Source organism: Streptomyces sp. NPDC001348 (assembly GCF_053597535.1).
The window spans coordinates 1-21,877 of sequence record NZ_JBSFIK010000065.1 but is presented as its reverse complement, the minus strand read 5'-3'; the positions used below and the strand labels follow the sequence as shown (position 1 = coordinate 21,877).

The 21,877-nt window shown below is 68.8% G+C and carries 19 protein-coding genes and 1 pseudogene; 17 read left to right on the top strand and 3 right to left on the bottom strand.

The annotated features are described in order from the left end of the window. The first annotated feature begins 55 nt into the window (after positions 1 to 55). The 10 genes from ACWC21_RS39420 (at position 56) to ACWC21_RS39375 (ending at position 10,795) form a co-directional block, all read left to right on the top strand. Positions 56 to 622 carry a GNAT family N-acetyltransferase gene (locus tag ACWC21_RS39420; RefSeq protein ID WP_450889369.1) on the top strand — a complete coding sequence of 189 codons (567 nt, stop codon included), beginning with the start codon at positions 56 to 58 and terminating at the stop codon, positions 620 to 622. A 143-nt stretch (positions 623 to 765) separates the two neighbouring features. After that, entirely contained in the window at positions 766 to 1,779 is a 1,014-nt protein-coding gene (locus ACWC21_RS39415; RefSeq protein WP_450889367.1) for a glycosyltransferase family 9 protein, read from the top strand. Then, positions 1,776 to 2,858 (top strand): GNAT family N-acetyltransferase, encoded by a 1,083-nt coding sequence (locus tag ACWC21_RS39410; protein WP_450889365.1) that lies wholly within the window; start codon positions 1,776 to 1,778, stop codon positions 2,856 to 2,858. The genes ACWC21_RS39415 and ACWC21_RS39410 overlap by 4 nt, the downstream gene beginning before the upstream one ends. Positions 2,859 to 2,890: 32 nt before the next feature. Then, positions 2,891 to 4,138 carry a DegT/DnrJ/EryC1/StrS family aminotransferase gene (locus ACWC21_RS39405; protein WP_450889363.1) on the top strand — a complete coding sequence of 416 codons (1,248 nt, stop codon included), beginning with the start codon at positions 2,891 to 2,893 and terminating at the stop codon, positions 4,136 to 4,138. Positions 4,139 to 4,292: 154 nt separating this feature from the next. Further along, the gene (locus ACWC21_RS39400) at positions 4,293 to 5,288 is read left to right on the top strand and encodes a GNAT family N-acetyltransferase (protein WP_450889361.1); all 996 of its coding nucleotides are present in this window, start codon (positions 4,293 to 4,295) and stop codon (positions 5,286 to 5,288) included. A gap of 26 nt (positions 5,289 to 5,314) precedes the next feature. Continuing rightward, a complete protein-coding gene (locus ACWC21_RS39395) occupies positions 5,315 to 6,826 on the top strand; it encodes an FAD-dependent oxidoreductase (RefSeq protein WP_450889359.1) in 1,512 nt (503 codons plus the stop codon). A gap of 36 nt (positions 6,827 to 6,862) precedes the next feature. Then, entirely contained in the window at positions 6,863 to 7,738 is an 876-nt protein-coding gene (locus ACWC21_RS39390; protein ID WP_450889358.1) for a sugar phosphate isomerase/epimerase family protein, read from the top strand. Positions 7,739 to 7,945: 207 nt separating this feature from the next. After that, positions 7,946 to 8,557, top strand: coding sequence for a D-glycero-alpha-D-manno-heptose-1,7-bisphosphate 7-phosphatase (locus ACWC21_RS39385; protein WP_450889356.1), 612 nt, complete (start codon positions 7,946 to 7,948; stop codon positions 8,555 to 8,557). A gap of 168 nt (positions 8,558 to 8,725) precedes the next feature. Then, on the top strand, positions 8,726 to 9,289 hold the full coding sequence (locus ACWC21_RS39380; protein ID WP_450889354.1) for a cysteine hydrolase family protein: 564 nt from the start codon (positions 8,726 to 8,728) through the stop codon (positions 9,287 to 9,289). Between the two features lie 249 nt (positions 9,290 to 9,538). Then, positions 9,539 to 10,795 (top strand): serine hydrolase domain-containing protein, encoded by a 1,257-nt coding sequence (locus ACWC21_RS39375; protein WP_450889352.1) that lies wholly within the window; start codon positions 9,539 to 9,541, stop codon positions 10,793 to 10,795. A gap of 181 nt (positions 10,796 to 10,976) precedes the next feature. On the opposite strand, the gene ACWC21_RS39370 is transcribed toward ACWC21_RS39375, so the two are convergent. Both ACWC21_RS39370 and ACWC21_RS39365 read right to left on the bottom strand, forming a co-directional pair. Beyond that, entirely contained in the window at positions 10,977 to 11,663 is a 687-nt protein-coding gene (locus ACWC21_RS39370) for a hypothetical protein (protein ID WP_450889350.1), read from the bottom strand. Between the two features lie 138 nt (positions 11,664 to 11,801). Beyond that, on the bottom strand, positions 11,802 to 13,325 hold the full coding sequence (locus ACWC21_RS39365) for a class I adenylate-forming enzyme family protein (protein ID WP_450889349.1): 1,524 nt from the start codon (positions 13,323 to 13,325) through the stop codon (positions 11,802 to 11,804). Between the two features lie 237 nt (positions 13,326 to 13,562). Between ACWC21_RS39365 and ACWC21_RS39360 the strand changes: the two genes are divergently transcribed. The 6 genes from ACWC21_RS39360 (at position 13,563) to ACWC21_RS39335 (ending at position 19,970) form a co-directional block, all read left to right on the top strand. Next, positions 13,563 to 15,188 carry an NAD(P)-binding domain-containing protein gene (locus ACWC21_RS39360; protein ID WP_450889347.1) on the top strand — a complete coding sequence of 542 codons (1,626 nt, stop codon included), beginning with the start codon at positions 13,563 to 13,565 and terminating at the stop codon, positions 15,186 to 15,188. Next, on the top strand, positions 15,185 to 16,303 hold the full coding sequence (locus tag ACWC21_RS39355; protein ID WP_450889345.1) for an alpha-hydroxy acid oxidase: 1,119 nt from the start codon (positions 15,185 to 15,187) through the stop codon (positions 16,301 to 16,303). Before ACWC21_RS39360 ends, ACWC21_RS39355 begins: the two co-directional genes overlap by 4 nt. Further along, entirely contained in the window at positions 16,297 to 17,757 is a 1,461-nt protein-coding gene (locus ACWC21_RS39350) for a cytochrome P450 (RefSeq protein WP_450889343.1), read from the top strand. Before ACWC21_RS39355 ends, ACWC21_RS39350 begins: the two co-directional genes overlap by 7 nt. 36 nt (positions 17,758 to 17,793) lie before the next feature. Beyond that, positions 17,794 to 18,060, top strand: coding sequence for a hypothetical protein (locus ACWC21_RS39345; RefSeq protein ID WP_450889341.1), 267 nt, complete (start codon positions 17,794 to 17,796; stop codon positions 18,058 to 18,060). A gap of 2 nt (positions 18,061 to 18,062) precedes the next feature. Beyond that, a complete protein-coding gene (locus ACWC21_RS39340; protein ID WP_450889340.1) occupies positions 18,063 to 19,568 on the top strand; it encodes an MFS transporter in 1,506 nt (501 codons plus the stop codon). A 231-nt stretch (positions 19,569 to 19,799) separates the two neighbouring features. Beyond that, positions 19,800 to 19,970 carry a hydrophobic protein gene (locus tag ACWC21_RS39335; protein WP_190177074.1) on the top strand — a complete coding sequence of 57 codons (171 nt, stop codon included), beginning with the start codon at positions 19,800 to 19,802 and terminating at the stop codon, positions 19,968 to 19,970. Positions 19,971 to 20,604: 634 nt separating this feature from the next. On the opposite strand, the pseudogene ACWC21_RS39330 reads toward ACWC21_RS39335, so the two are convergent. After that, positions 20,605 to 20,712: pseudogene (locus ACWC21_RS39330) on the bottom strand (MerR family transcriptional regulator); the annotation flags it as partial. Positions 20,713 to 21,115: 403 nt separating this feature from the next. On the opposite strand from ACWC21_RS39330, the gene ACWC21_RS39325 reads away from it, so the two are divergent. After that, positions 21,116 to 21,721: a dihydrofolate reductase family protein gene (locus ACWC21_RS39325; RefSeq protein WP_450889337.1), complete on the top strand. Its 606-nt coding sequence runs from the start codon at positions 21,116 to 21,118 to the stop codon at positions 21,719 to 21,721. The last annotated feature ends 156 nt before the right edge of the window (positions 21,722 to 21,877 follow it).

Genomic DNA, 21,877 nt, shown 5'->3' with positions numbered 1-21,877 from the left:
AGCCGCCAATACCGAACGTGCCACTCGATGGCATCACCGCTGGGATGGAGATCGCATGAGTATTGAAACGGTCGTGGTGAGCAAGGATCAACTGGACATGCTCATGCCTTTGGTGGTCGAGCAACAGCACGACTGCGGAAAGGAGGTCGACCTGGCGAGCACCCGGACCTTCTTCGAGGGCATCGTCGGCAACGAGGCGAGCTTCCAGATCATGGCCGTCGAAGACGGGGTCGCCGTGGGCCTGGTGATGGTCGATCCCATTCCGAACCTCCAGTTCGCCGACAACGTGGCGTACGTGCACGACGTCTATGTGACCGAGTCCCTTCGTGGTGTCCGGGGCATCGGAGCATTCCTGGTCGCCGCGGGGTTCGTCGAGGCGATGCGGCGCGGCTACGAGTTCGCCGAAGGCGAGACCGAGCCGGACAACCGTGCCGCGCGGAAACTCTACGACCGTATGGCGAGGAAACTCGGAGTCGGCTGCAAGGAGGTGGACTCGGTGCGTTACCTCCTGGACCTTCGTCCTGGTATCGAGCGGGCGCGCAACGAGCCCGAGTATCTGGACCGCCTCGCCACCCCCAGGCTCCTCAGCCGCCTCAGCCCTCGACCGGAAGTCAACAGCTAGCGCGGTCGTCCATACCGCGCCGGCAGTACCCGACTGATGACGGCCGTGACCACGCCACCGCGACGGGCACTCGCACGATCCAGTGGGCCGGCCGGCCACCAGTCGTTGGACGCTGACCCAGAAGGGCAAGTATGCGTACGGCAATGGCCGTCATGAACGAAGGCGTGGGCAACGGCATCATCACCGCGCCACTCCTGTCCGCGTTCGAGCGGCGCCATCCGGGATGGCGTTATTTCATGGCACCGAACATCGCACTCGACACCGAATGGGTGCGTTCGGCGGTCGGCATGCAGGGTGCTTGCGGGACCTTCCCGGCACTGTGGCGACGATTCCTGCCGGCTGATCGTCAGGAACTGTGGAACTTCATCGATCGCAACGGTGTGGAGCTGGTCGTCAACCTCAGAATGGAGTCCCCCGAAGAGGACGGCAACTACTTCGAGTTTCGGGCCGAGGCGACGAAACGGGGGGTCGAGTGCTGGGACCTGCACGAACTGGGCGATCGGCCGCAGCGGCTGCCCTTCGGTGAGCAGGCCGCCAGTCTCCTGCGCGCGCACGACGTCCCCGTCGACCTGAGCCGCTCGGCCTGGCTCGCCGACCGGCGGCAACCACGTCCCGGCGTGGTCGGTTGCTACGTGGGTGCCAGTGCCGCGGTCAAACGCTGGCCGGCTGACGACTGGTCGACCCTGATCGCGCAGCTGACCGACCGGGGGCTGAACGCCGAGGTCGCGGTCGGCCTGGGAGCGGACGAGCAGGCACTGGCACGGCGGCTGTCCTCGGCGCCCGGCGTCACCGACACGGTGTTCCTGCACTCGCTGGAGGCCCTCCGCGACTGGATCGCCGGGCTGGACGTGCTGGTCGGCAACGACACGCTGGCCGTACACCTGGCGGCCGCACTGGGTTGCCCGGTGGTCACGCTGTACCTGGCGACCGATGGTGACATCTGGTCACCGGTGGCGGCCCCCGAGGTCTCGCGGGTCGTGCAGAGCGCCGTCGCGCTGTCCTGTTCCCACATGAAGCCGAACGGCACCTGCCGGCGCTACTACACCGGCTGTCCGGCTCCGTGCGCGGCCGGTGTGCGACCGGCTGATGTGCTGATCGAACTGGACCAACTGGAGTGGAGTATGCGGCAAGTCAGTCACCAGAAGGTGGTCAAATGACCCGTCGGCGCGCGATCGCGGTCCTCGGCGGCCGGCCCGGCAACGCGGGAGCCGATGTCCTCCGGCTGGCGGAGATGATCGGCAAGGAGCTCGCCCAGCGCGGCTACGGCTTGGTGAGCGGCGGCGAGGGGGGTGTGGCGGCCGCGGCCAACAAGGGCTGCCAGGCGGTCGGCGGCGACACGCTCGCGCTGTTGAAGTGGAACCGTCTGTCCGACGCCGAGGACGGGACCACATGGGCCCTGCCCACGTCGATGGACCTGGCCCGGAGCAACATCCTCAACTGGTGCGGCGACGGCATGATCGCCTTCGAAGGCCGGTACGGCACGCTCACCGAGATCGGTCTCGCCCTGGACACGGGACGCCCGCTGCTGGTCCTCGGCAACCACCCTTTCCTGACCGCCGAGGCATTCGCGGCGCCCACGTGTCGTGTGGTGCCGGACCCGCGGCCGGAGGACGCCGCCGAACTGGTCGATCTGCTGGAGACACTGATCGCGGCCGGCGAGCAGGCATCGGTACGGCCCGGTGCCGCCGTAGTCGAGGACGACCAGGTCGACGAGAGCGGTATCGGGTTGCGCCGCGCGATACCGGAAGACCTCGAGCTGTTCCGCCGGACGTTCGGCGACGCCGACGTGCTGGCGTGGCGAGCGCTGGAACCGACCGACGGTGTACTCAGCCGATTCCAGCACGAACGCTGCCTGGTGGTGCTCGAGCGGAAACGCCCGGTCGGCTTCCTGGAGTACCGCACGGAGAGTGATCCCACGTTCGATCACATCCGGATCGAGGCGCTGGCGGTGTCCGACGCGGCCGACCGGGGCCGGGGGATCGGGACACGGGCGCTGAGGCTGTTCGCCGGGTCGGTCTTCGCCGCCGGCCGGCACCGCATCACCGCGGCGCCCAATTCCGAGAACGCGGCTGCCCTGCGGTGCCTGGAGAAGGTGGGTTTCCGGCAGGTCGGCCGGATGCGGGCGTACGAACGCCATCGCGGTGCATGGCGGGACGCGCTGCTGCTGGATCTGGTCCCGGGCGACCTGGCCCGCGGACCGTCCACGCCACCGCGGACCGCGGTCGGGCACGGATAACAGGACAGAGCCAGACGAAAGGAGGGATCGCCATGGCAGGACCAGGGGTTTCCCGTATCGGCCTGGAGGAAGAGGCCGAGCTGCTGAGCGTCGTACGCGAGCGAGAGCTGAGCCGTTACCGCTTCGACGACCACGACGGCTCCGCGCTCCCGTCGAAGGTTTCACGGTTCGAAGAGGAATTCCGCACGCTGACCGGTGCGCGCCACTGCCTGGGCATGAACAGCTGCACCAGTGCTCTGTACGCCGGGTTGCTCGCCGCGGGCGTCGGTCCGGGCGACGAGGTGATCGTTCCGGGCTACACCTTCATCGCCTCGATCGCCGCGGTCGCGCACACGGGGGCCGAGCCGGTGCTCGCCGAGATCGACGAGAGCCTGCTGCTCGATCCGGCGGACGTGGCTGCGAAGATCACGTCGCGCACGAAGGCTGTGATGGCCGTGCACATGCTCGGAGCGCCGTGTGACCTCGACGCCCTGCTCGACGTCACACGTGAGCACGGTCTGCTGCTGGTCGAGGACTGCGCGCAGGCCGGTGGTGGCACCTACCGCGGCCGGCACCTGGGGACCGTCGGCGGACTCGGCGCGTTCAGCCTCAACGTCTTCAAGACCTTCACGGCGGGCGACGGTGGCGTGCTGCTCACCGACGACGACGATCTGTACGAGACGGCGTTCGCCCTGCACGATCACGGCGCCGCGCCGCTGCGGTCGGGCGTCACCGACGGGCCGCCGCTGTTCGGTCTGAACCTACGGATGCACGAGCTGACAGGCGCGTTCGCGCTCGCCCAGGTGCGCAAGCTGCCGGACACCCTGCGGACGCTGCGAGCCAACCGGGACAAGTTCGCGGACGCGATCGGCGACCTGCCAGGGGTGACGCGCCGCCGACTGCACGACCCGGACGGTGACTGCGCGACGGTGCTCGCGTACACGTTCGCGTCCGCGGCCATGGCCGCCGAGGTGGCGGCCCGGCTGGGCACGATCACCCTGAGCCACTCGGGAAAGCACAATTACGCCAACATGCCCCAGCTGCGCCCGGATCTGCGGACCCCGGCACAGTCGAGGATGCGCAGGCCGGATCACGCCGTCCTGCGTCGGTCCTATCCGCCGGGCAGCCTGCCGCGCACGGACGACCTGCTCAGCCGCAGCATCGCGTTGAGCGTCGGGGTGGTCGACTCCTACCTCGGCAGCGGGGTAGGCATCGACGTGACCGCCGAGGACGACACGATCGAGGCAGCGGCGCGGCTGTTCAGGACCACGGTGGAAGACGTGGCCAAGGCAGCGTCATGAGGACGGCAGGGGATCTCGGCGCCGCATCGGAACCAACCGCGACGACCTTGCCGACGGCCGTCGCACCGCGCGCCCGGGGCGCCGCCACGGCGGCGGGGGCTGAAGCGGCTCTGCCGGCTCGTGCACGGGCGTCGCGGGGGAAGAAGCGCACCGGATGAACGCCGTCACGTTCGAGTACGGTGCACGGGCGGCGACGGATTTCCTGGACCGGCACCCGCTCTCGGCTCGGACGCCGTTCCAGACGTGCGGCTGGTGGCGGGCGTGGATACGGGAGGCGGCGGGCGCCGAGGGCGCGACACCGGTGCTGCTCCACGTGACGCGTACCGACCGGCCCACCCTGGTGGTCGGCCTGCAGTTGCACCACGACGGCAGCACGGCGCTGCTGCGCCCGCTGTCCTGGCCGTGGGCCGACTACCACGAGGTCGCGGAGGTGGGCGGCACGTCGCCCACCGGCTCCGAGCCCGACATCGGGGCGCTGGCTGAGGCGATCGACCGGTGTCAGCGGGAGTTCGGCGCACGGCTGGAACTGAGTGACCTGATGGCCGACGGACCTCTGCTGCGCGCCGTGTCCGAGCTGGGCGCCGTGTCCCGGCGCTCGGACACGGTCTTCCGGCTCGACCTCACCGACCCCGACGTCGTCCGACGCGTCAGCGAGCGGCGGGACGTGCGGCGAAAGCGACGCCGGATCGAACGGCTCGGCACGCTCCGGCTCACCTGTGCGAACACCTCGGCACGGGTCGCCGCCCGCCTGCCGGCGTTCATCGGCCTGCATACTCGACAGTGGCGTGACCGGCCTGACGCGGTGGCGCCCTTCGACGGCGGCGTGGTCGACCGGACGTACGAGGCTGTCGCGGCCGAACCGTCCAGTGCCGCGCGATTGCACGAGTTGTGGCTGGACGACACCCTGATCGCCGGATGGTTCGGCTTCTGGCACGACCGCACTTACTACGCCTACCGAGCGGCCTACGACCTGGACCATGCTCGTGACTCGCCGGGGCACCTGCTGACAGCCGCGATGGTCGCCGAACTCGCCGCCCAGAGGACGGACACCTTCGATCTGACGCGCGGCGCCTACGCCTACAAGCTGGAGCTGCCCAGCAGTTGCTCGCCCACCATGACGGCGAGCCGGGAGCAGCCGTGCCGGGCGTGATCCCGCCCTGAGCACGAGCGGCGCCGATGCGCGCCGCCCAGGCGGTCGTCTCACCACCGCCCGGCAACACTCGGACTACAAACAACCGTGGGGTGTCAGTGGAATCGTTGGCCGACGTGGAGACACTCGTGGTCGGCGCTGGAATGGCCGGTCTCGCGACGGCGGCGGAACTCGGCCGGCGGGGCCGGGGTTCGGTTGCCGTACTGGAGGCCGGGCCCGACCGGGGCCGCACACACATCCAGAACCAGTACTCCTCGGCAGAGGCACTCCGGCTCTGGCTGCGCCCGGAGACGGACCCCGACTTCCGCCGGCCGTATGAGACGGCCGACGGCGCGTACCGCGACTTGGCCGGCCTGCGTCGCCGGGTCGGCGGACGCTCGCTCTACTGGGGTGGCGTACTGCTGCCCGTCGAGCGCTGGGCCCTGTCCGAGCAATGGCCGGAAGCGGTCGTCACCGAACTGACCGAGACGTGGGACGGAGGGCCGTCGCTGTACCAGCGGGTCGTCGACGACGTGGTCGGCTGGGGCGCCGAACCTCCCGGAGCGCCCGGGCTGACCATCGGCGCACTGGAGTTCGACCGCACGCCGCACGCCACTCGCCCGGAAGCCGGCGGAGGGTGGAGCGCTTTCAGCCCGTTGGCATGGTGGGACGACGACGGCGACCCGAGGGTGCGCCGAGTGCCGATCCTCGCCGGCCATGACGTTCTGGGAGTCCGTGTCGAACACGGCAGGGCGACTGGCGTGCTGGTACGCACCGAGGACGGTGAGCTGCGCGACCTGCGTGCGAACCGGGTGGTGCTTGCCGCCGGTACGGTCGTGAACAGCCGGCTGGCGATCCAGGCCCTGGCGGACTCGGACGCCACCGCACCGCGTGAGCTTCCAGGACTCGTGGACAAGATCTCACAGGGGTTCACGGTCACCTTCACCGATACCGAACGGCTCCCCGATGCGGTCAGGGCGGCAGCTCACGATGGCCACGTCTACCATCGGACCGGTACCGCCGGCACCCGGTCCAACCATTTCGTGCGTTTCACCCAAGGGTTGAACCGCACGGTCAACCTGGACACCTGGACCATGGGCGAGCAGCGCCGCGGCCCGCACAGCCAGGTACGCTGCGAAGACCACGGCGCATGGCCCTGGCCGACGACCGTGCATGCCCCACTCGAAGCGGCCGACGAGGCGGTGCTCGCCACCCAGCAGCACCTGCTCGGCGAACTGTGGGCCGAAATGGCGCGACTCCTCGGCGTTCCGGCTGACCCGCTCCAGTTCTCGTCGCGGCACGGCTCGCCCGATCTGGCCGATCGGCTGACAGCGGTCCGCGGCACGACACCCCTCACCTACAGCTTCCCGCTCGGCTCCGAGCAACACGAGGCGGGCACGTTGGCCCTCGGTGAAGTCCTCGACGAGGATCACCAGCTCACCGCCGTACAGGGGCTGTACGCGTGCGGACCGTCGGTGATGCCACGCACCGGAGCGGCGAACCCGTCGTTGACCACGCTCGCACTCAGCAAGCGGCTGGGAGCGATCCTCGCGAAGTGACAGTCACCGCAGGCAGTGGGCAGAGAGGGAATCCTCATGCAGGGAATGGCGATCGCGGTTTCCGGAACCGAGTTCACGGAAGCCGACGGTGTGGACGGCCTGATCGACATGGCCGGCTCCGCTCAATGTGACGCGGTGGAATTCTGGTATCCGAAGAACGCCCTGCGCGACGGTGTCGACGCCGCACTCCGCAAGCTGGACCGCGCCGGGCTGCGGACAGCCTGTGTGTCGACCCCCAGTCAGCTCTACGGTGCCGGCGAGGCGGACGGCGTCTCGCTTCTCCACGAGGCGATCACACTGGCGGCGCGGACCGGCAGCAACCGGGTGAACACCTACTTCGGTCACGCGCCGGAGGTCGACGACCAGCGTGCGATCGCGGCATACGCAGGCGCGCTCGCACCGGTCCTCGACCACGCCGCGGCGGAGAACGTGGTGATAGTGCTGGAGAACGAGTTCGACGCGTTCGGATGGGATCCGGCCGGGTCGGACATCAGCAGACGGCCGGCAGCGTTGGCTGCGCTGTTCGCCCGGGTCGACTCGCCCTGGTTCGGCTTGAACTTCGATGCCGCGAATTTTTTCTGCGCGGCGGTCTCCCCGGCCCGCGACGCATTGCCCATGCTTCTGCCGTGGGTGCGTTATGTCCACGTGAAGGACGTGCGTCGAGCGTCGGCGGAGAACCCGCCCGACGGCTGGACCAGGTACACCGATCACGGCAGAGCCTACGACACGGCGCCTCTCGGCACCGGGGAACTGGACTGGCCGACGATGATCGGAAGCCTGGCGGCCACGGGCTACGACGGGTACCTCACGCTCGAACCACACTGCACGCCGTCGATTCTGCCGGCCGAGACGGCCTGGGCAGCCGCCCACCTGCGCGACGCGATCGAAGCGCACGCGCCGTCCAACCGGTGATCCGCAGGCATCCTCCAACGGGGGCAGCATCACAGCGGTTGCCCACCCCGGGCCCGAGTTCGACCTTCCCCCAGAGGAGTTGAGCATGACGACGTCAAGTCGCGAGCACGTCCGAGCACCGGCCACCACGCGGCCCGCACTCTCCTTCCTGAGGGCGCGCACCCCAGACGTCGAACTGTGCCATGCCTTCAGCACCCGTGCAGCGGCATGACCGGCCCCGCGGGTACCAGTGCCCCTCGGCGCCCCGCGGTGTTCCTCGACCGCGATGGCACCCTCACCGAACCCCGGCACTACCCGTCCCGCCCCGAGGACCTGGTACTTCAGGCGGGCGTCGGTCCACCGCTGCTCGCCCTCCAGCGCCACGGTTTCGCCCTGATCGTGGTCACCAACCAGAGCGGACTGGCCCGTGGCCTGGTTCCCGAGGCCGCCATCGCGCCGATGCACCGGCGGCTGCGGGAACTCCTGGCCCGCCACCAGGTCCGACTGGACGGGATCTATCTGTGCCCGCACCATCCGGGCGGTACCGTGCCGCGGCTCTCCATCGCCTGTCCGTGTCGCAAACCCGCCGCTGGAATGCTCCACCAGGCAGCCGACGACCTCGGCCGTGACCTGTCCTCCTCATGGATGGTCGGCGACTCCGCGTGCGACGTCGAAGCCGGTCACCGCGCCGGAACCCGCACCGCCCTCGTCGGCGCGCTGCCCCCCGCAGGTGTCGAACCGACCCTGTACCGGACCACGACCGCCCAGGCCCTCACCGCCATCGCGGCCTTGGAGACCGTCCCCATCCGCCCCAGCCCCTTCGGAGTGGCCCCCCCGTGACACTGCCGTGCCCGATCGCGCCGTACCGCGGAGCATTCCGCGCCGCTCGTCTCGATCCGGCCGGGCTCGGCCTGCGGCCTGAGGCTGATGAAGATCCCCGAAAACTCCACCGCCGTCCGGCTGATCAAGCAGACTTGCTGTTGTTTCCCAGGAGAAGGGAAGGCAAGCATGGCGAACAGCGCGCTCCTGGTGATGGACGTCCAACGGGACGTCGTGGCCATCGCCGATGACGGTTCCGGATATGTGCCGCGCTTGCGCAGGGCGATCGACGGCGCTCGGGCTGCCGGCATCCCCGTGATCTACGTGGTGATGCGGTTACGGCCGGACCACCGGGAAGTCAGCCCTCGCAACAAGGTGATGACAAACGTTGTACGGGCCGGCCTGTTCATCGAGGGGTCCCCGGGCACCGAGATCCATGACGATGTCGCTCCCCGGCCGGGGGACGTGGTGGTGACCAAGAGGCGGGGGAGCGCGTTCTCCGGAAGTGACCTCCACTTGGTACTCAGGGCTCGCGATGTCGACAGCCTTGTTCTCACCGGCATCGCCACCAGCGCGGTAGTGCTGTCCACCCTGTGGCACGCCATCGACCTGGACTTTGGCCTCACCGTCCTGGCGGATGCCTGTCTGGACACCGACCCCGAGGTGCACACGATGCTCGTGGAGAAGCTGTTTCCGCAGTGGGCAGATGTCGTCGCCGTCGAGGACTGGCTCAAAGCCATCGCACCGCAATAGCACGGGGCAGTCCGCACCCTCGTGTGCGGGGGCCCGTCGCGGCGCACAGGCATCCGCTGGGGCGAACGGACACTCTCGGATCCCCAGCTTGATCATTCCGGCGAACTGATGGTGGGACAACACCACGTCGCGCTGTCAGGGACAGTCCAGGGTTGTGATCAGGGTGATCACCGATGGGCGGCGGCGATGGCACACGGCAGAGTTGGCGTTGTCAACGAAGCCCGTCAACGCCGTGGAGGAAGAACTTCGATGTGCATCCGCCTCGCCGTCGCCGTCCTCGCCGTCGCCACCGCTCTCACCGCCGCGACCGCCCTGCCCACGGCCGCCGCCGCGCCTGCTGCCGGCACCCCGGCGTCCGCGAACCCCACCGTCCAGAGCATCGTCGACCACCTGCCCGACGACGCCGTCGCGGGCGCGCTGGTCAGATGGGACGGTATGGACGCCATGGCCGGCCCGGTCACCGCTGACGCCTATGTCCGGATCGGCAGTGTCACCAAAGTGTTCACCAACACGGTGGTACTGCAACTCGTCGCCGAGCACCGGATCAACCTGGACACACCGGCGCGGAGATATGTCCCCCAGGTCCTGCCCGAGCTGTATCACCGCGTCACCGTGCGTCAACTCCTCGACCACACGAGCGGCTTACCCAAGCCTGCCCCCACCCCCGGTCCGGCCGACGGACCCGGATGGCAGTTCAGATTCGTGACGCCCGAAGACTTCCTCCGCGACTCGTTCGCCGCAGCCACCGACGCGCCGCCCGCCCCCGGCTCCGAGCAGCAGTACAACGGTCTCAACTCCTTCGTCCTCGGTCTGATCGTCGAAAAGGTCACCGGTCACTCCTTCACCGACGAACTGCAGCGCAGGATCGTCCGGCCGCTGCATCTGAGCCACACCAGCCTGCCCAGCGCAGACGATCCGATGATCCCCTCGCCCCACGCGGAGGTGTACGTCGACGGGCAGGACGTGACCGAGCAGAGCCCGTACCCGTGGGCCGAGGGAGGCATGGTCTCCACCGCCGCCGACCTGGACCGCTTCATCACCGCGCTGTTCCGGGGCAGGCTGCTCCCTCCCGCTCAGCAGAAGTTGGTGTTCGAGGTGCCGAACGTGCAGAGCTCCGCCGCCAATACGAACTGCGTCGGCCCCACGGCCTGCTACAGCGTCGGGGGACTCCTGCGCTACCCGTTGCCGAACGGCGAGTACGTCTGGGGCAAGACGGGTTCCCGCCCCGGCTGGGACAACGGTGTCTTCGCCACCCGGGGCCTCGAACACCGCGTGGTGTACTCCCTGAACCCCACGGGGAACGGCAACGACCTTCCGTACATCAAAGCGATCGTGAACGCCGCGCTCGCCGACTGGCAGCCGGACCACGCATCCAGCCCGGTGCACGGTGAAGCGCACGGCACCGCACGCCACACCGTCTCGCCTTGCACCCTCGTGGAGCTGGGCATGCCGGCCTCCCACCACATCGCCGACCGGGACGGCACCTCACCCCTGCTGCCCGAGTGATCGGCTTCCCTGACAGAACACCTACGAATGCTCAGGGCGCGGAACGTTCCGGCACACCAGCCGGAGACCGGGTGCGTCCCACAGACCGGAAGTTTCACCAAATGCACCACGACGGCCAACTAGCCTGACAAGAAAAACTGGGACGGTGTGCATTCGGATTCCGGTCCCCCCTGCGCACGCGTCATCCGGAAGGGTCGTCCAGGAGCGCAATCGGAAGAATCCCCTCTTCGACGTCCGCCCGGCGAATACGGATACCGAGACAGCCGCTCACGGCCTGCCACACCACGGCGGGTACACCACCGTGGCGTGCACCGACGAAACTCACCCACTCGGGTCTCCGCTCGAACTCGGGCGGCCCTGGATCCACTGCTCCGAACGCCCGTAAGGCCGTGTCCAAGGCTGCCACCTTCCCGGTCGTATCCACCTGTCGGCCGCTCAAGGGGCTGTCCCCGAACTCGGTGAACCACACAGCGCCGTCACCGCCCGGAGCGTAGGCGAACCGACAGGGCTGAACCGCGATGTTCGGATCGAGGCACACCGTTTCCTCTCCGGGGAGCGGCCTTACGACGGGATCGTCGTAGAACCAGCGCTCGCACCACGTTGCCGCACCCCATCCCTCCAGGACGTAACCCCACTCGCCTGACGTCCCGTACATACAAGGCCGCAGCGATGCCGTCTCCGTGGCGAAGCCGAAATCCCGGTACCGGACAGGAAGGGCCAGTTCGTCCTCCCGCGCCCCAAGGCGCCTGAGGAGTTCAGTCACAGGGAGCCCGCGCACCGCTGTCAGCGATACGCCGCCTCGCATCCCCGGGCCACACATGGGCGGCTCATAGCAGTGTTCTCCGAGCCACCGCAGGTTGTCGCTCATGCTGGGCCTCCGGCCACGATCGAACAGCCCGCAATGGGCAGGGGAGGGGTAGCCAGTCCGGTGGACATGGGCGGTCCCGGTCCACCATCTCCTGTCGACACGGATTCCCGCACGAGGCATTGGGTGAATTCGGTCATCTCAGGGGGATTCCAGCAGCGCACGTAGGGCGGCCTTGTCCGGCTTGCCGCTGGGTGCGACGGGGACCTCGGTGATGGTGATGACCCTGACCGGGACGCTGGCCTCGCCCAGTTCCCGAGCCACCAGCTTGATCAGCGCGTCCGCCTCCGGCGCACTTCCGGGCTGCGGAACCACGAAAGCGTGGATCGCCTCGCCGGTGCGGTCGTCCGGAACGCCGACGACATACGCCTGGTCGACATCGGGGTGGGAGGCGAGGACCCGCTCGATGGGGCCCGCGTAGTGAAGGATGGCATTGACGATGACGATGTCGCGCGTGCGTCCGGTCAGCCGCAGGTACCCCCGCGCATCGAGCCGGCCGAGGTCCCGGGTGCGGACCCAGCCGTCCCGCAGGACCTCCGAGGTCTCCCGTGGATCCTCCCAGTAGCCGCAGAACGCGTCCGCCGTCCGCACCCACACCTCGCCCGTCCGGTCCACGGGCAGGTCCCGGCCGTCCTGGTCGCGCACGGTCATCTCCACGGTGCCGAGGGCGCACCCGACACTGTCGGCGAGGCCAGGGTCGGCGACGAGCTCCTCGGGTTCGAGGACGCTGAGCATGCCCGTCTCGGTCTGGCCGTAGGCGTGGTGGGCCACGGGCCCGAGCAACTCGGCCGCTTCCCTCAGCCGGTGCGGGGCAAGGGGGGAACCGGCCACGACCAGGGCGCGCAGACTGCTCGTGTCCACGGTCCGGTCGCGCACCACGTCGAGGATGCCGTACAGGCGAGGCACCGTCGTCAGGCAGGCGGTGATGCGCCGGTCGGCGAACACGTCGGGGAAGCGCAGGGGGTGCTCCGGTATGACGGCGGTGCCCCCGCCCAGGAGCGACAGGCTCAGGTGCTCGAACATGACGGCGCTGGTGAGCGTGCCGAAGAGCAGGAAGCGCGCGTACCGCTGCGCGAGCCGTCGGGTGCGGTCGGTCCAGCGGGCGGGTTGGAGACTCCAGCCCTCCGACAGGGCGCCGTAAGTCACCATCGTGCCCTTGGGCCGGCCGGTGCTCCCGCTGGTGAGGTGGATGACGCCGATGTCCTTCCGGTCACCCCGCGGCGTGAGGTCGTCGGGGACTGGCACGAAGCCCTCCGGAGGCCGAAGCGCGCCACCGGTCTCCAGCAGTGGCGTTCCGCCAGCCTCGGCGGCCAGTTCGGGCCGGCTCCCGGCGTCGTCCGTCACCACGGCGTCGACGTCGCGGGCGAGGATGTCACGGAGATGCTCACGGGTCAGCCCCGGGCGCAGCCCGACCACCTGACAGCCGACGACATGGGCGGCGACACGGACGGCGAACGCCTCCGGCGTGACACCGGTGTCCAGGACCACGCGGGCTCCGGCGGTCAGGCCCGCACCCCGCAGGCCGCGCACGAATCCGGCGATCAGAAAGAGCACCTCTGCCCTGGTGACCGGGCGTCCCCCGTACTCGAAGGCAGGCAGACCGGGTGCGTTGCGGAACGCGTCGACAAACGCTTGCGGAAAGACTTCCCTGGACTTCTCGTCCACTTCGTCTCCACTCTGGTCCGGAAACAACCGACGAAAAGCCGGCGCGGATGGCTGGAAAACGACCATGTCGAACGATGGACGGGTGTACTCGGCCGTCAATGACGACTCACGTTAACCGACAGGGCAAATACGCCACCCCGAGGAGTGTGTGACCTACATCACATGCATGCGGGGTGGCTACGTGCTTTAAACGGCAAGTACCGTCTTTCCCGCCCTCACGGAAGGCAGGACGACCTCATGTCTGATTTAGGACAGGTTGACTATCTCGTCATCGGCAGCGGCCCTGCTGGCCTGCAAGCCGGGTACTTCCTGGAGAAGAACGGAAGAGATTACCTCATCGTTGAGCAGAGCAACGCTCCGGGAGCTTTCTTCACTCGTTTTCCCCGGCATCGGACACTTATCTCGTCCAACAAGGTGCACACCGGCTGGAGCGATCCGGAAATGCGCCTGCGTGTCGACTGGAACTCCCTCCTCTCGGACGAGGGTCCACTCTTCACCACGTACTCCCCGCGGTACTTCCCTCCGGCCGACGACTTCGTCCGCTACCTGACGGACTTCGCGCGGACGCAGGGACTGCGCATTCGCTTCGACACCCGTGTCGTACGCATCGCCCGGCCCGAAGGAGGCCTGTTCGCGGCGACGGACCAGTATGGCAACGTTGTCCGGGCCCGGCGGGTCATCGTCGCCACGGGCGTCTCGCAGCCGTACGTACCGCCGATCGAGGGCGCCGAGGAAGCCGAGCGCTACGACACGGTGACCGTGGACCCCGCCGACTTCACCGACCAGCGCGTTCTCATCATCGGACGCGGTAATTCCGCGTTCGAAACCGCCGACAATCTCATCGAGACCGCCGCTGTCATCCACGTCGCCGGACCCGGCTCACTCAAACTGGCCTGGCGAACACATTTTGTCGGACATCTGCGGGCCGTCAACAACAATTTCCTGGACACCTACCAGCTCAAGTCCCAGAACGCCGTACTGGACGGCGACATCCTGCGGATAGCGCGGAATCCCGATGGCACCTATGTCGTGAGCGTCAAATTCGCGCGCGTTGCGGAAGTGGTGAAGGACATCCCGTACGACCGGGTCATTCTGGCCACCGGATTCCGTTTCGATGCCTCCATGTTCGACGACGACTGCCGTCCCGACCTCGTCGTCAAAGACCGCTTCCCGCAGCTCACCAACGCGTGGGAATCCGTGAACGTGCCCGATCTTTATTTCGCCGGCACCATCACCCAGTCTCTCGACTTCAAGAAGTCCACCAGTGGCTTCATTCACGGTTTCCGGTACGGGGTGAAGGCGCTGAGCCGCATACTCGAACGCCGTTACCACGACCGGGAATGGCCGCACACCGCCCTGCCCGCCGCCACGGGCGCCGTGAGCGACGCGGTCGTCGCGCGGGTCAATCGCACATCGGCACTGTGGCAGTTGTTCGGGTTCCTCGGCGACGCGGTGCTGGTACGCACCGACGGCGAGGTGCGCTACTGCGACGAGGTCCCGGTGGCGCATCTTCACGAGGCCGCTGCCCAGGGCGAGTTCGGGGATCTGGCATCCTATTTCGCCGTCACGCTGGAGTACGGCGCCGACCACGACCAGGTCGACCCCTTCGACGTCACCGTCAGCAGGACGCCCCAGCGCGACACCAGCGGCCTCGACGCGCGCTATCTCCATCCCGTGGTACGGCAGTTCCTGCCGGACGGCACCGGCAAGCCCGTCGCCGAGCACCACATCACGGAGAACCTGGAGAACGAGTGGGACGACCCAGACGTCCACGTCGCCCCGCTGCGTTCCTTCCTCGGTTCCCGGCTTCCCGCCGGGGGCGACCTCTCGACCGGCGGGAAGCTCGCCGCGCCCCCGGCATGACCGGCCCGGAGACCGGCCCTCCCCACGAGCCGGCCGAACTGGCACGCCTGGCCCGCCATGAACTGCGTCCGGAACACTACGACTTCTTCGCCGGCGGTGCGGGCGAGGAGACGGCACTCGAGGAGAACGAGGACGCCTTCGGACGGCTGGCCCTGCTTCCCCGGGTGCTGCGCGGCGGCGACCGTCACACCCGGGTGGGTGTGCTGGGCCGGGAATGGCCGGCGCCGCTCTTCGTCTCGCCGACCGCCTTCCACCGTCTCGCCCATCCTGACGGGGAACTTGCCACCGCACGCGCCGCCGCCGCTACCGGCACCCCGCTGGTGACCGGTATGGCCGCCACCACCGCCGCCGCGGACGTCGTCGCCGCGGCCCGCGCGACAGACCCGGAAGCCGTGGTCTGGTTCCAGCTGTATCTGCAACCGGAGCACGGGATCACTGCCGAACTCGTTCACCGGGCCGAGCGAGCGGGCTGTTCCGCCCTCGTCGTCACCGTCGACTCTCCTGTCTTCGGCACGCGCCGGCGGGACCTGCGCAACGGCTTCCACGACCTGCCCCCCGGCCTTGCGGCCGAGAACATGCGGGACCTGCCCGGTTGCGCGCCAGGCAGCACACGTGACATCGCCATGTGGCCGGCCGGCTGGGACGACCTGCGGCGGCTGCGCGAGCTGACCGACCTGCCCCTCGTCCTCAAGGGCGTGCTGCACCCCGAGGACGCGCGCGTGGCCGTCGAGCAGGGCGTGGACGCGCTGCTCGTGTCCAACCACGGAGGACGGCAGCTCGATGCCGCTCCGGCATCGGTCGAGGCACTCCCGGCCATTGCCGAGGTCGTCGCCGGACGGGTGGCGGTCCTCATGGACGGAGGGGTGCGCAAGGGCTCCGACATCGCCCTTGCCCTGGCCCTCGGAGCACGGGCCGTCGGTGTGGGGCGGCCCGTGCTGTGGGCCCTGGCGACGGGCGGCGAGGACGGTGTGCGGGAGATGTTGACGGCACTGCGCGAGGACTTCGACCGGGTGCTCGCCCTCTGCGGAGGACACCGGCCAGAGGACCTCACGGGCGACCAGGTGGTAGCGCGCGGACTCCCGCGCCGTTCGGGGGCAGGACGGCGGACATGGTGAGCCGGAAGACGGCAGCGGCCCTGGCCGCGGGTGGTGCGCTGCTGCTGTCCTCCCCAGCCTGGCTGCCCGGCCGCGTCGTCGCCCTGCGGATGAAGATCTTCGCCCGCGTCAACGGCGCCGAGGGCATGACCTTGCCCAACGCCGTCTTCGGCCCCGACCGCTTCCAGGAGGTCTACGGCCATGCCGCCGCCGGGGGCCGCAGCAAGGGGGCGGCCCTGTCCGACCTGTTCTGGTACTGGCTCGGACCTGGCGCCGACGTCCACCAGGAGCACCTGGAGGCCGGCGCCCGCTACGACGAGGTGGCCCGGCGGACGCTTGCCATCCTCTCCGGCCCGTCCGCCGAGCTGTACGCCGCCGCCACACGGACCACCCGGCGCATACTCCAGACGGAGCACACGGGCCGCGTCCAGTCCGTGCGGCTGCGCGACCTGATGATGCCGGTATGGGCCGAGTTCTTCTACGGGCTGGTGTTCAAGGAGCCCTGTCCGGCCGAGGCCCGGCGACTGATCGTCGCCAACGCCGAGGACGTGGTCAACGCCCTCAAGTGCACCCGGCTGCGCCACATGCGCCGCAGGAACCGTCTGACCCGCTATCTGCTGCGCCGACTGGCCGCAGGCGAAGTACCGCACAAACTGCCCGACGGACTCTCCGCCCGCCAGCAGGCGTTCTACCTCCAGGGCACCTTCTTCAACACCGCGGTCGTCCAGATGTCCGAGGCGATGGCCCACCTTCTGCTGGTCCTGGCCCAGCACCCGGACATACAGACGAAGGCGGCGGCCACACCCGACGACGACCGCTACCTGTCGTACGTCATGAACGAGACCTTCCGGCTGTTCCCGCTGTTCGGGGTGGCCCACCGCATCACCACCGCGGACATCACCCTTGACGGTCTGCCCACCATCCCGGCGGGCTCCGTCCTCACCTTCAGTTACCCCGATTACCACGCCACCGGCTACGCCGATCCCGAGCGCTTCGACCCCGAACGCTGGGTCGGCCTCTCCACCAAGGACGCCCACCACATCCCCTTCGGTGTCGCCGCCAACCGGCCCTGTCCAGCCTGGCGCCTCGCACCGGTCGTCATGCGTGCCGCGACCCGTGAAGTACTGGCCCGGTACGTGCTCGACTCGTCCGTCAGCCACACCCGCTCCATCCCACACCGCGCTCCCTGTCTGCTCCTCCCGCGCGACCGGCCGGTCCCCGAGAGGACGAGGCGCGTGCTGCGCGCCGCACTGACTGCCCGCGATCGGGCCGAGGACGTCGGACGCAGTCTGCTCCAACTGGTCCTCGGGACCTGGATGGTGCTGGACGCCCGCCGTACCAGGCCCGCCGCGACGTACTTCGCCCGGCACGACACCGAGGGCCGCCCGCTGGCCGCCGACCACGGTGCGCCGGGTGCCGGGGCGGGTTGGGACCAGGCTGCGGCCACCTGCCCGTACACGGGCCGGACTGGCTGACGGCGGCTCCCCCGATTCCTCATCAAGGAGTCACTGTTGTCGACCACCGAGGCGGGCCCGGCGTCCTTCCTGGCCGTAGCCCTCATCTTCGTCGCCTTGACCGGCGTCGTCACGGCGATCCGCATACAGGTCAAACGCCTGCGGGAGCGCTCTCCAAGCCGCACGGCCGGTTTCACCACCTTCACGCCGACCGCCACAGTCCCCGCGGCCGACCGGACGCCCATTGCCGCCCCGCTCAAGCGTCGAGCATGCCGCCGCCAGAGCCCCCAAGACGCCGACGACCGGCCTTCCGTGAGGAGTTGACCATGTCTGCGCCACCTGATTCGCTGATACCCCGGCCGTTACTGTTCTGGACGGGTGTCGCCCTCACCTGCGCGGGCGTCGTCGAGCACCTGTGGATGTTCATCGACTCCGCTTCCGTGAACTTTCGCATGTCGATGATGGGAATGTCGTCGGTGATGTGGGCGGCCATGGTCGCCATCGTGGTCGGCGTGGTGCTCTCCGGCTTCGCGGTCGTACAGCCGCGGACGTCCGGTCCCGGGGGCGCCCCCACTCCGGCCCGCACCACGACGACGGGCCGGCGTCGCCTCATCGCCATCCTGAGCTTCGCACTCCTGGTGGATCAGATGAAGCCCGCCACCCTGGCGTTCATCTCGCCCGGCTTGCGTGCCGAGTACCACCTCAGCGCCGCCGACGTCTCGTGGCTGCCCACGGTGGCGCTGACCGGTACCGTGCTCGGTTCGCTCGTCTGGGGGCGCGCGGCGGACCGCATCGGCCGTCGGGCCACCATCCTCATCGCCTCTCTCCTCTTCCTCGGCACCACGGTGTGCGGTGCCATGCCGACCTTCGGTGGCACCCTCGTCACCTGCGCCCTCATGGGGATGGCGGCGGGAGGCATGCTGCCCGTCGTCTACGCCCTGATGACGGAGAGCATGCCGCCCGGCCGACGGGCGGCCATCATGGTCCTGCAGGCCGGGCTCACCACCACCGGCGGCTACATGGCCGCCTCAGGGCTGGCCGCCGTTCTCATTCCTCTGGCCGGCTGGCGCGTGACGTGGTTCGCCCAACTCCCCCTGGTCCTGATCCTGATCGCACTGAACCGCTGGATTCCCGAATCGGCCGCCTTCACCGCCCGCCGGACACGGACGAAGCAGGTCCCAGCCTCCGCCCTGTTCACACGCCCGCAGACGGCCAAAACGCTGGTCATCAGTGCCTACGCACTGGCCTGGGGCCTGGTTTACTGGGGGTTCATCACCCTTCTGCCCAGCCAGCTGGAGTCTTCCGGCCGTCACGGCATGTCCGCTGCCACTCTGCTGTTCACCTCGTCGCTGCTCGCCATCCCCACCTGCGCGATCGGCGCATGGCTGTACATGCGCTGGTCGGCCAAGGGCACCATGGTCGTCTACGCGGCCCTCACCGTCGCGGCGCTCCTGACACTGGCAGCCGTCGGCATGGACGGCAGCCGGCCCATCCTGCTCGCCACCGTGATGCTGCTGTTCGCCGGCACAGCCGGCGTCATCGCGCTCATCGGCCCCTACACAGCCGAGATCTACCCCGTGGCCATCCGGGGCACCGCCGGCGGATGGGCCGCGGCCATCGGCAAGTCCGGCGGCGCCATCGGTCCGCCCTTGATCACCCTGGTCCTCTCGGCGCCGGGAGGTGTCCGCACCGCCGCAGTGCTCGTCGCGCTCCCCATGACCCTCGCAGGACTCGTCGTCGCCGTCCGCGGGAGCACCCCGCAGGCCATCGCGCAGCTCCCTGATGGCACCACCCCGCTGGTCGCCGAACCAGACGATTTGGTCGGCAGCTAGGCTGCTTCCGCCCGGACCACGGCGACAGCGCACCTGCCCGGCAAGGGCGTGTTGTCGGGGCCCGGCACCGCGGAGGACCTGGCCGTGCTCGCTGACGCCTTCGCTGGACAGTCACCCGACGGGGGGATTGTGCATGGCGCGTCCATGCCCTGTATCCCACGGAAGAAACTCCTCTTTTGGGTGCTTGTAGTGGCGATGTAAGGGCATTCGGTGGTCAGGAGGTTGATAACGATGGTTCCCCTGCTTCTGGTTCTTCTTCTTGCCCTGATCCTCTTCGGTGCGGGCTTCGCACTGAAGGCGCTGTGGTGGATCGCTGTGGTCGTGCTGATCGTGTGGCTGCTGGGCTTCGTCGTCCGGTCCGCGGACGGCGCAGGCGGCAAGGGCCGCTGGTATCGCTGGTAGGCACAGCCCCTCGGCGTGAGGGGCGCTACTTGTAGCGGAGATCGAGTGGGGCCCGGCCGGGCAGGCCGGGCCCCACGTCGTGCGAGAGGGCGCATCCCGCTCAGGGGGAGGGGATGGATCGGGCGTACCGGGCGCATCGTGGGGTACTTGTGGTGTGCACCGGTCCCGCAGAAGTAGCAGTGGAACCTGCGCCTCCTGATTTCTGCGGGACCGTTGCACACGGCGGAGGTGTCCTTGCGCTTCGCGCTCTCGTATTTGTCGGCGGGCTTCTGGTGGCGCGTCCGACCACACTCCAGTGGCGTGCATGCCGACCACCGCGCAGGCGGACCGGACTACCCAGCGGCCGAACATCATCTGCGACGATTCGGCTGGCAGCCATGACCTTGCTGCGCACAGCCGGGCGTATGCGCCCGGCTGTGCGCACCGTTGACAGGGCGGGCACGGCCCAGCGATGCGGCGGATCGAGTCGATGCTGCTCTGGTGTGCGCGCCGATGTGCATGAGCACTACGTCTGGAGCGAGTCCCGCTGCCCGGCGTACGCCCTCGGCCCCGCTCACAGCCTTGCCGATCATCAGCTCCGGTCGGGCTTCCCGTGCTGGGTGTCTCCATGCGGTCGGGGGAGGGGAGCGGGTCGGCGTGGGGTGGTGATTGCGGAGGGTCCGCCGTCGCGCATGCAGGGCAGCAGTTGCCGGATCTTCTCGCTGTACAGCCCGGCCGCGTACAGCTCCTGGATCCGGACGACCCCCTGGCCGCCGCGCCCGGACCCGTATCCTCCACTGCGAACAACGACCTCAATCAGATCCAGCACCGGCCTGAGGTCTTCCCCGTGCCGTTGCGCCCGCGGTCTCCAGAAGGGGAAGGACTTCGACCACACCGTTTCCGCCAGCGCGAGCGGAACTCTGGCAGCGCCGACGCCCGGCCGTCGCCGAGACACGCGACAGCGACACCGCACTCGACGTAGCCCCGAATGCAGGGGAAGCCCGAGCCTCACCAAGCCGACATCACCCGTTCAAGCTCAGTAGCCGCAGCCCGAGCCGCATCCTGGCGAACCTGTCCGGTCAGCACCATCAGTGTTGCGCTGCGGAAGTTCCACCGATGACTTTCCGGCGGTTGGGCGGTCTACCCGTCCACGAAGGGAGCGCACCATGCGCAAGATCATCGTTTGCACGTTCCTGACGCTGGACGGCGTCATGCAGGCGCCGGGCGGTCCGGACGAGGACACTGAGAGCGGCTTCGAGCACGGCGGCTGGCAGAAGCCGGTGTCCGACGACGAGGTCGGCACGGCTGTCGCCGGTTGGTACGAGCACTCCGACGCGATGCTGCTCGGCCGCAAGACGTACGAGATGTTCGCGTCGTATTGGCCGACCGCCGATCCCGGCAACCCGTTCACCGATCGGATGAACAGCATGCACAAGTACGTGGCGTCCCGGACCCTGACGTCCGTCGAGTGGCAGAACTCCACGCTGCTGGAGGGCGACGTCGTCGATGCCGTGCGCAAGCTGAAGGCTTCCGACGGCGGCGACATCAACGTCGTCGGCAGCGGTGACCTCGCCCAGACCCTCATGCGGCACGGCCTCGTCGACGAGTACCGGCTGACCATCCATCCGGTGATCATCGGCACCGGCAAGCGGCTGTTCGCCGGCGGAGCGATCCCCGCTGCGCTGGAGCCGGTCAGTGTCTCGACGACGAAGAGCGGCACCATCGTCGGCGTCTACCGGCCTGACGGTAAGCCCAGTTACGACAGCTACTAGTAGTGCTTGGTCAGGTTGATATCGGTTCTGGCATGTTGCGGTGACAGGTGGGGCAGGCGCCGGGGACTGCTGCAGGGTTGGGTGACACCTGACCTGGCTTGCTGAGAAGCAGCCTGGAAGGATGTCGCTGTGCCCAAGCCGTATCCGAAGGAGTTC

Excerpts from the sequence above, each read along its gene's own strand:
- ACWC21_RS39325 (WP_450889337.1), top strand. The coding sequence starts at position 21,116 with ATGCGCAAGATCATCGTTTGCACGTTCCTGACGCTGGACGGCGTCATG.
- ACWC21_RS39415 (WP_450889367.1), top strand. The coding sequence starts at position 766 with ATGGCCGTCATGAACGAAGGCGTGGGCAACGGCATCATCACCGCGCCA.
- ACWC21_RS39420 (WP_450889369.1), top strand. The coding sequence starts at position 56 with ATGAGTATTGAAACGGTCGTGGTGAGCAAGGATCAACTGGACATGCTC.
- ACWC21_RS39395 (WP_450889359.1), top strand. The coding sequence starts at position 5,315 with ATGCGCGCCGCCCAGGCGGTCGTCTCACCACCGCCCGGCAACACTCGG.
- ACWC21_RS39380 (WP_450889354.1), top strand. The coding sequence starts at position 8,726 with ATGGCGAACAGCGCGCTCCTGGTGATGGACGTCCAACGGGACGTCGTG.
- ACWC21_RS39410 (WP_450889365.1), top strand. The coding sequence starts at position 1,776 with ATGACCCGTCGGCGCGCGATCGCGGTCCTCGGCGGCCGGCCCGGCAAC.
- ACWC21_RS39390 (WP_450889358.1), top strand. The coding sequence starts at position 6,863 with ATGCAGGGAATGGCGATCGCGGTTTCCGGAACCGAGTTCACGGAAGCC.
- ACWC21_RS39400 (WP_450889361.1), top strand. The coding sequence starts at position 4,293 with ATGAACGCCGTCACGTTCGAGTACGGTGCACGGGCGGCGACGGATTTC.
- ACWC21_RS39355 (WP_450889345.1), top strand. The coding sequence starts at position 15,185 with ATGACCGGCCCGGAGACCGGCCCTCCCCACGAGCCGGCCGAACTGGCA.
- ACWC21_RS39360 (WP_450889347.1), top strand. The coding sequence starts at position 13,563 with ATGTCTGATTTAGGACAGGTTGACTATCTCGTCATCGGCAGCGGCCCT.
- ACWC21_RS39385 (WP_450889356.1), top strand. The coding sequence starts at position 7,946 with ATGACCGGCCCCGCGGGTACCAGTGCCCCTCGGCGCCCCGCGGTGTTC.
- ACWC21_RS39335 (WP_190177074.1), top strand. The coding sequence starts at position 19,800 with ATGGTTCCCCTGCTTCTGGTTCTTCTTCTTGCCCTGATCCTCTTCGGT.
- ACWC21_RS39350 (WP_450889343.1), top strand. The coding sequence starts at position 16,297 with ATGGTGAGCCGGAAGACGGCAGCGGCCCTGGCCGCGGGTGGTGCGCTG.
- ACWC21_RS39405 (WP_450889363.1), top strand. The coding sequence starts at position 2,891 with ATGGCAGGACCAGGGGTTTCCCGTATCGGCCTGGAGGAAGAGGCCGAG.
- ACWC21_RS39370 (WP_450889350.1), bottom strand. The coding sequence starts at position 11,663 with ATGAGCGACAACCTGCGGTGGCTCGGAGAACACTGCTATGAGCCGCCC.
- ACWC21_RS39340 (WP_450889340.1), top strand. The coding sequence starts at position 18,063 with ATGTCTGCGCCACCTGATTCGCTGATACCCCGGCCGTTACTGTTCTGG.
- ACWC21_RS39375 (WP_450889352.1), top strand. The coding sequence starts at position 9,539 with ATGTGCATCCGCCTCGCCGTCGCCGTCCTCGCCGTCGCCACCGCTCTC.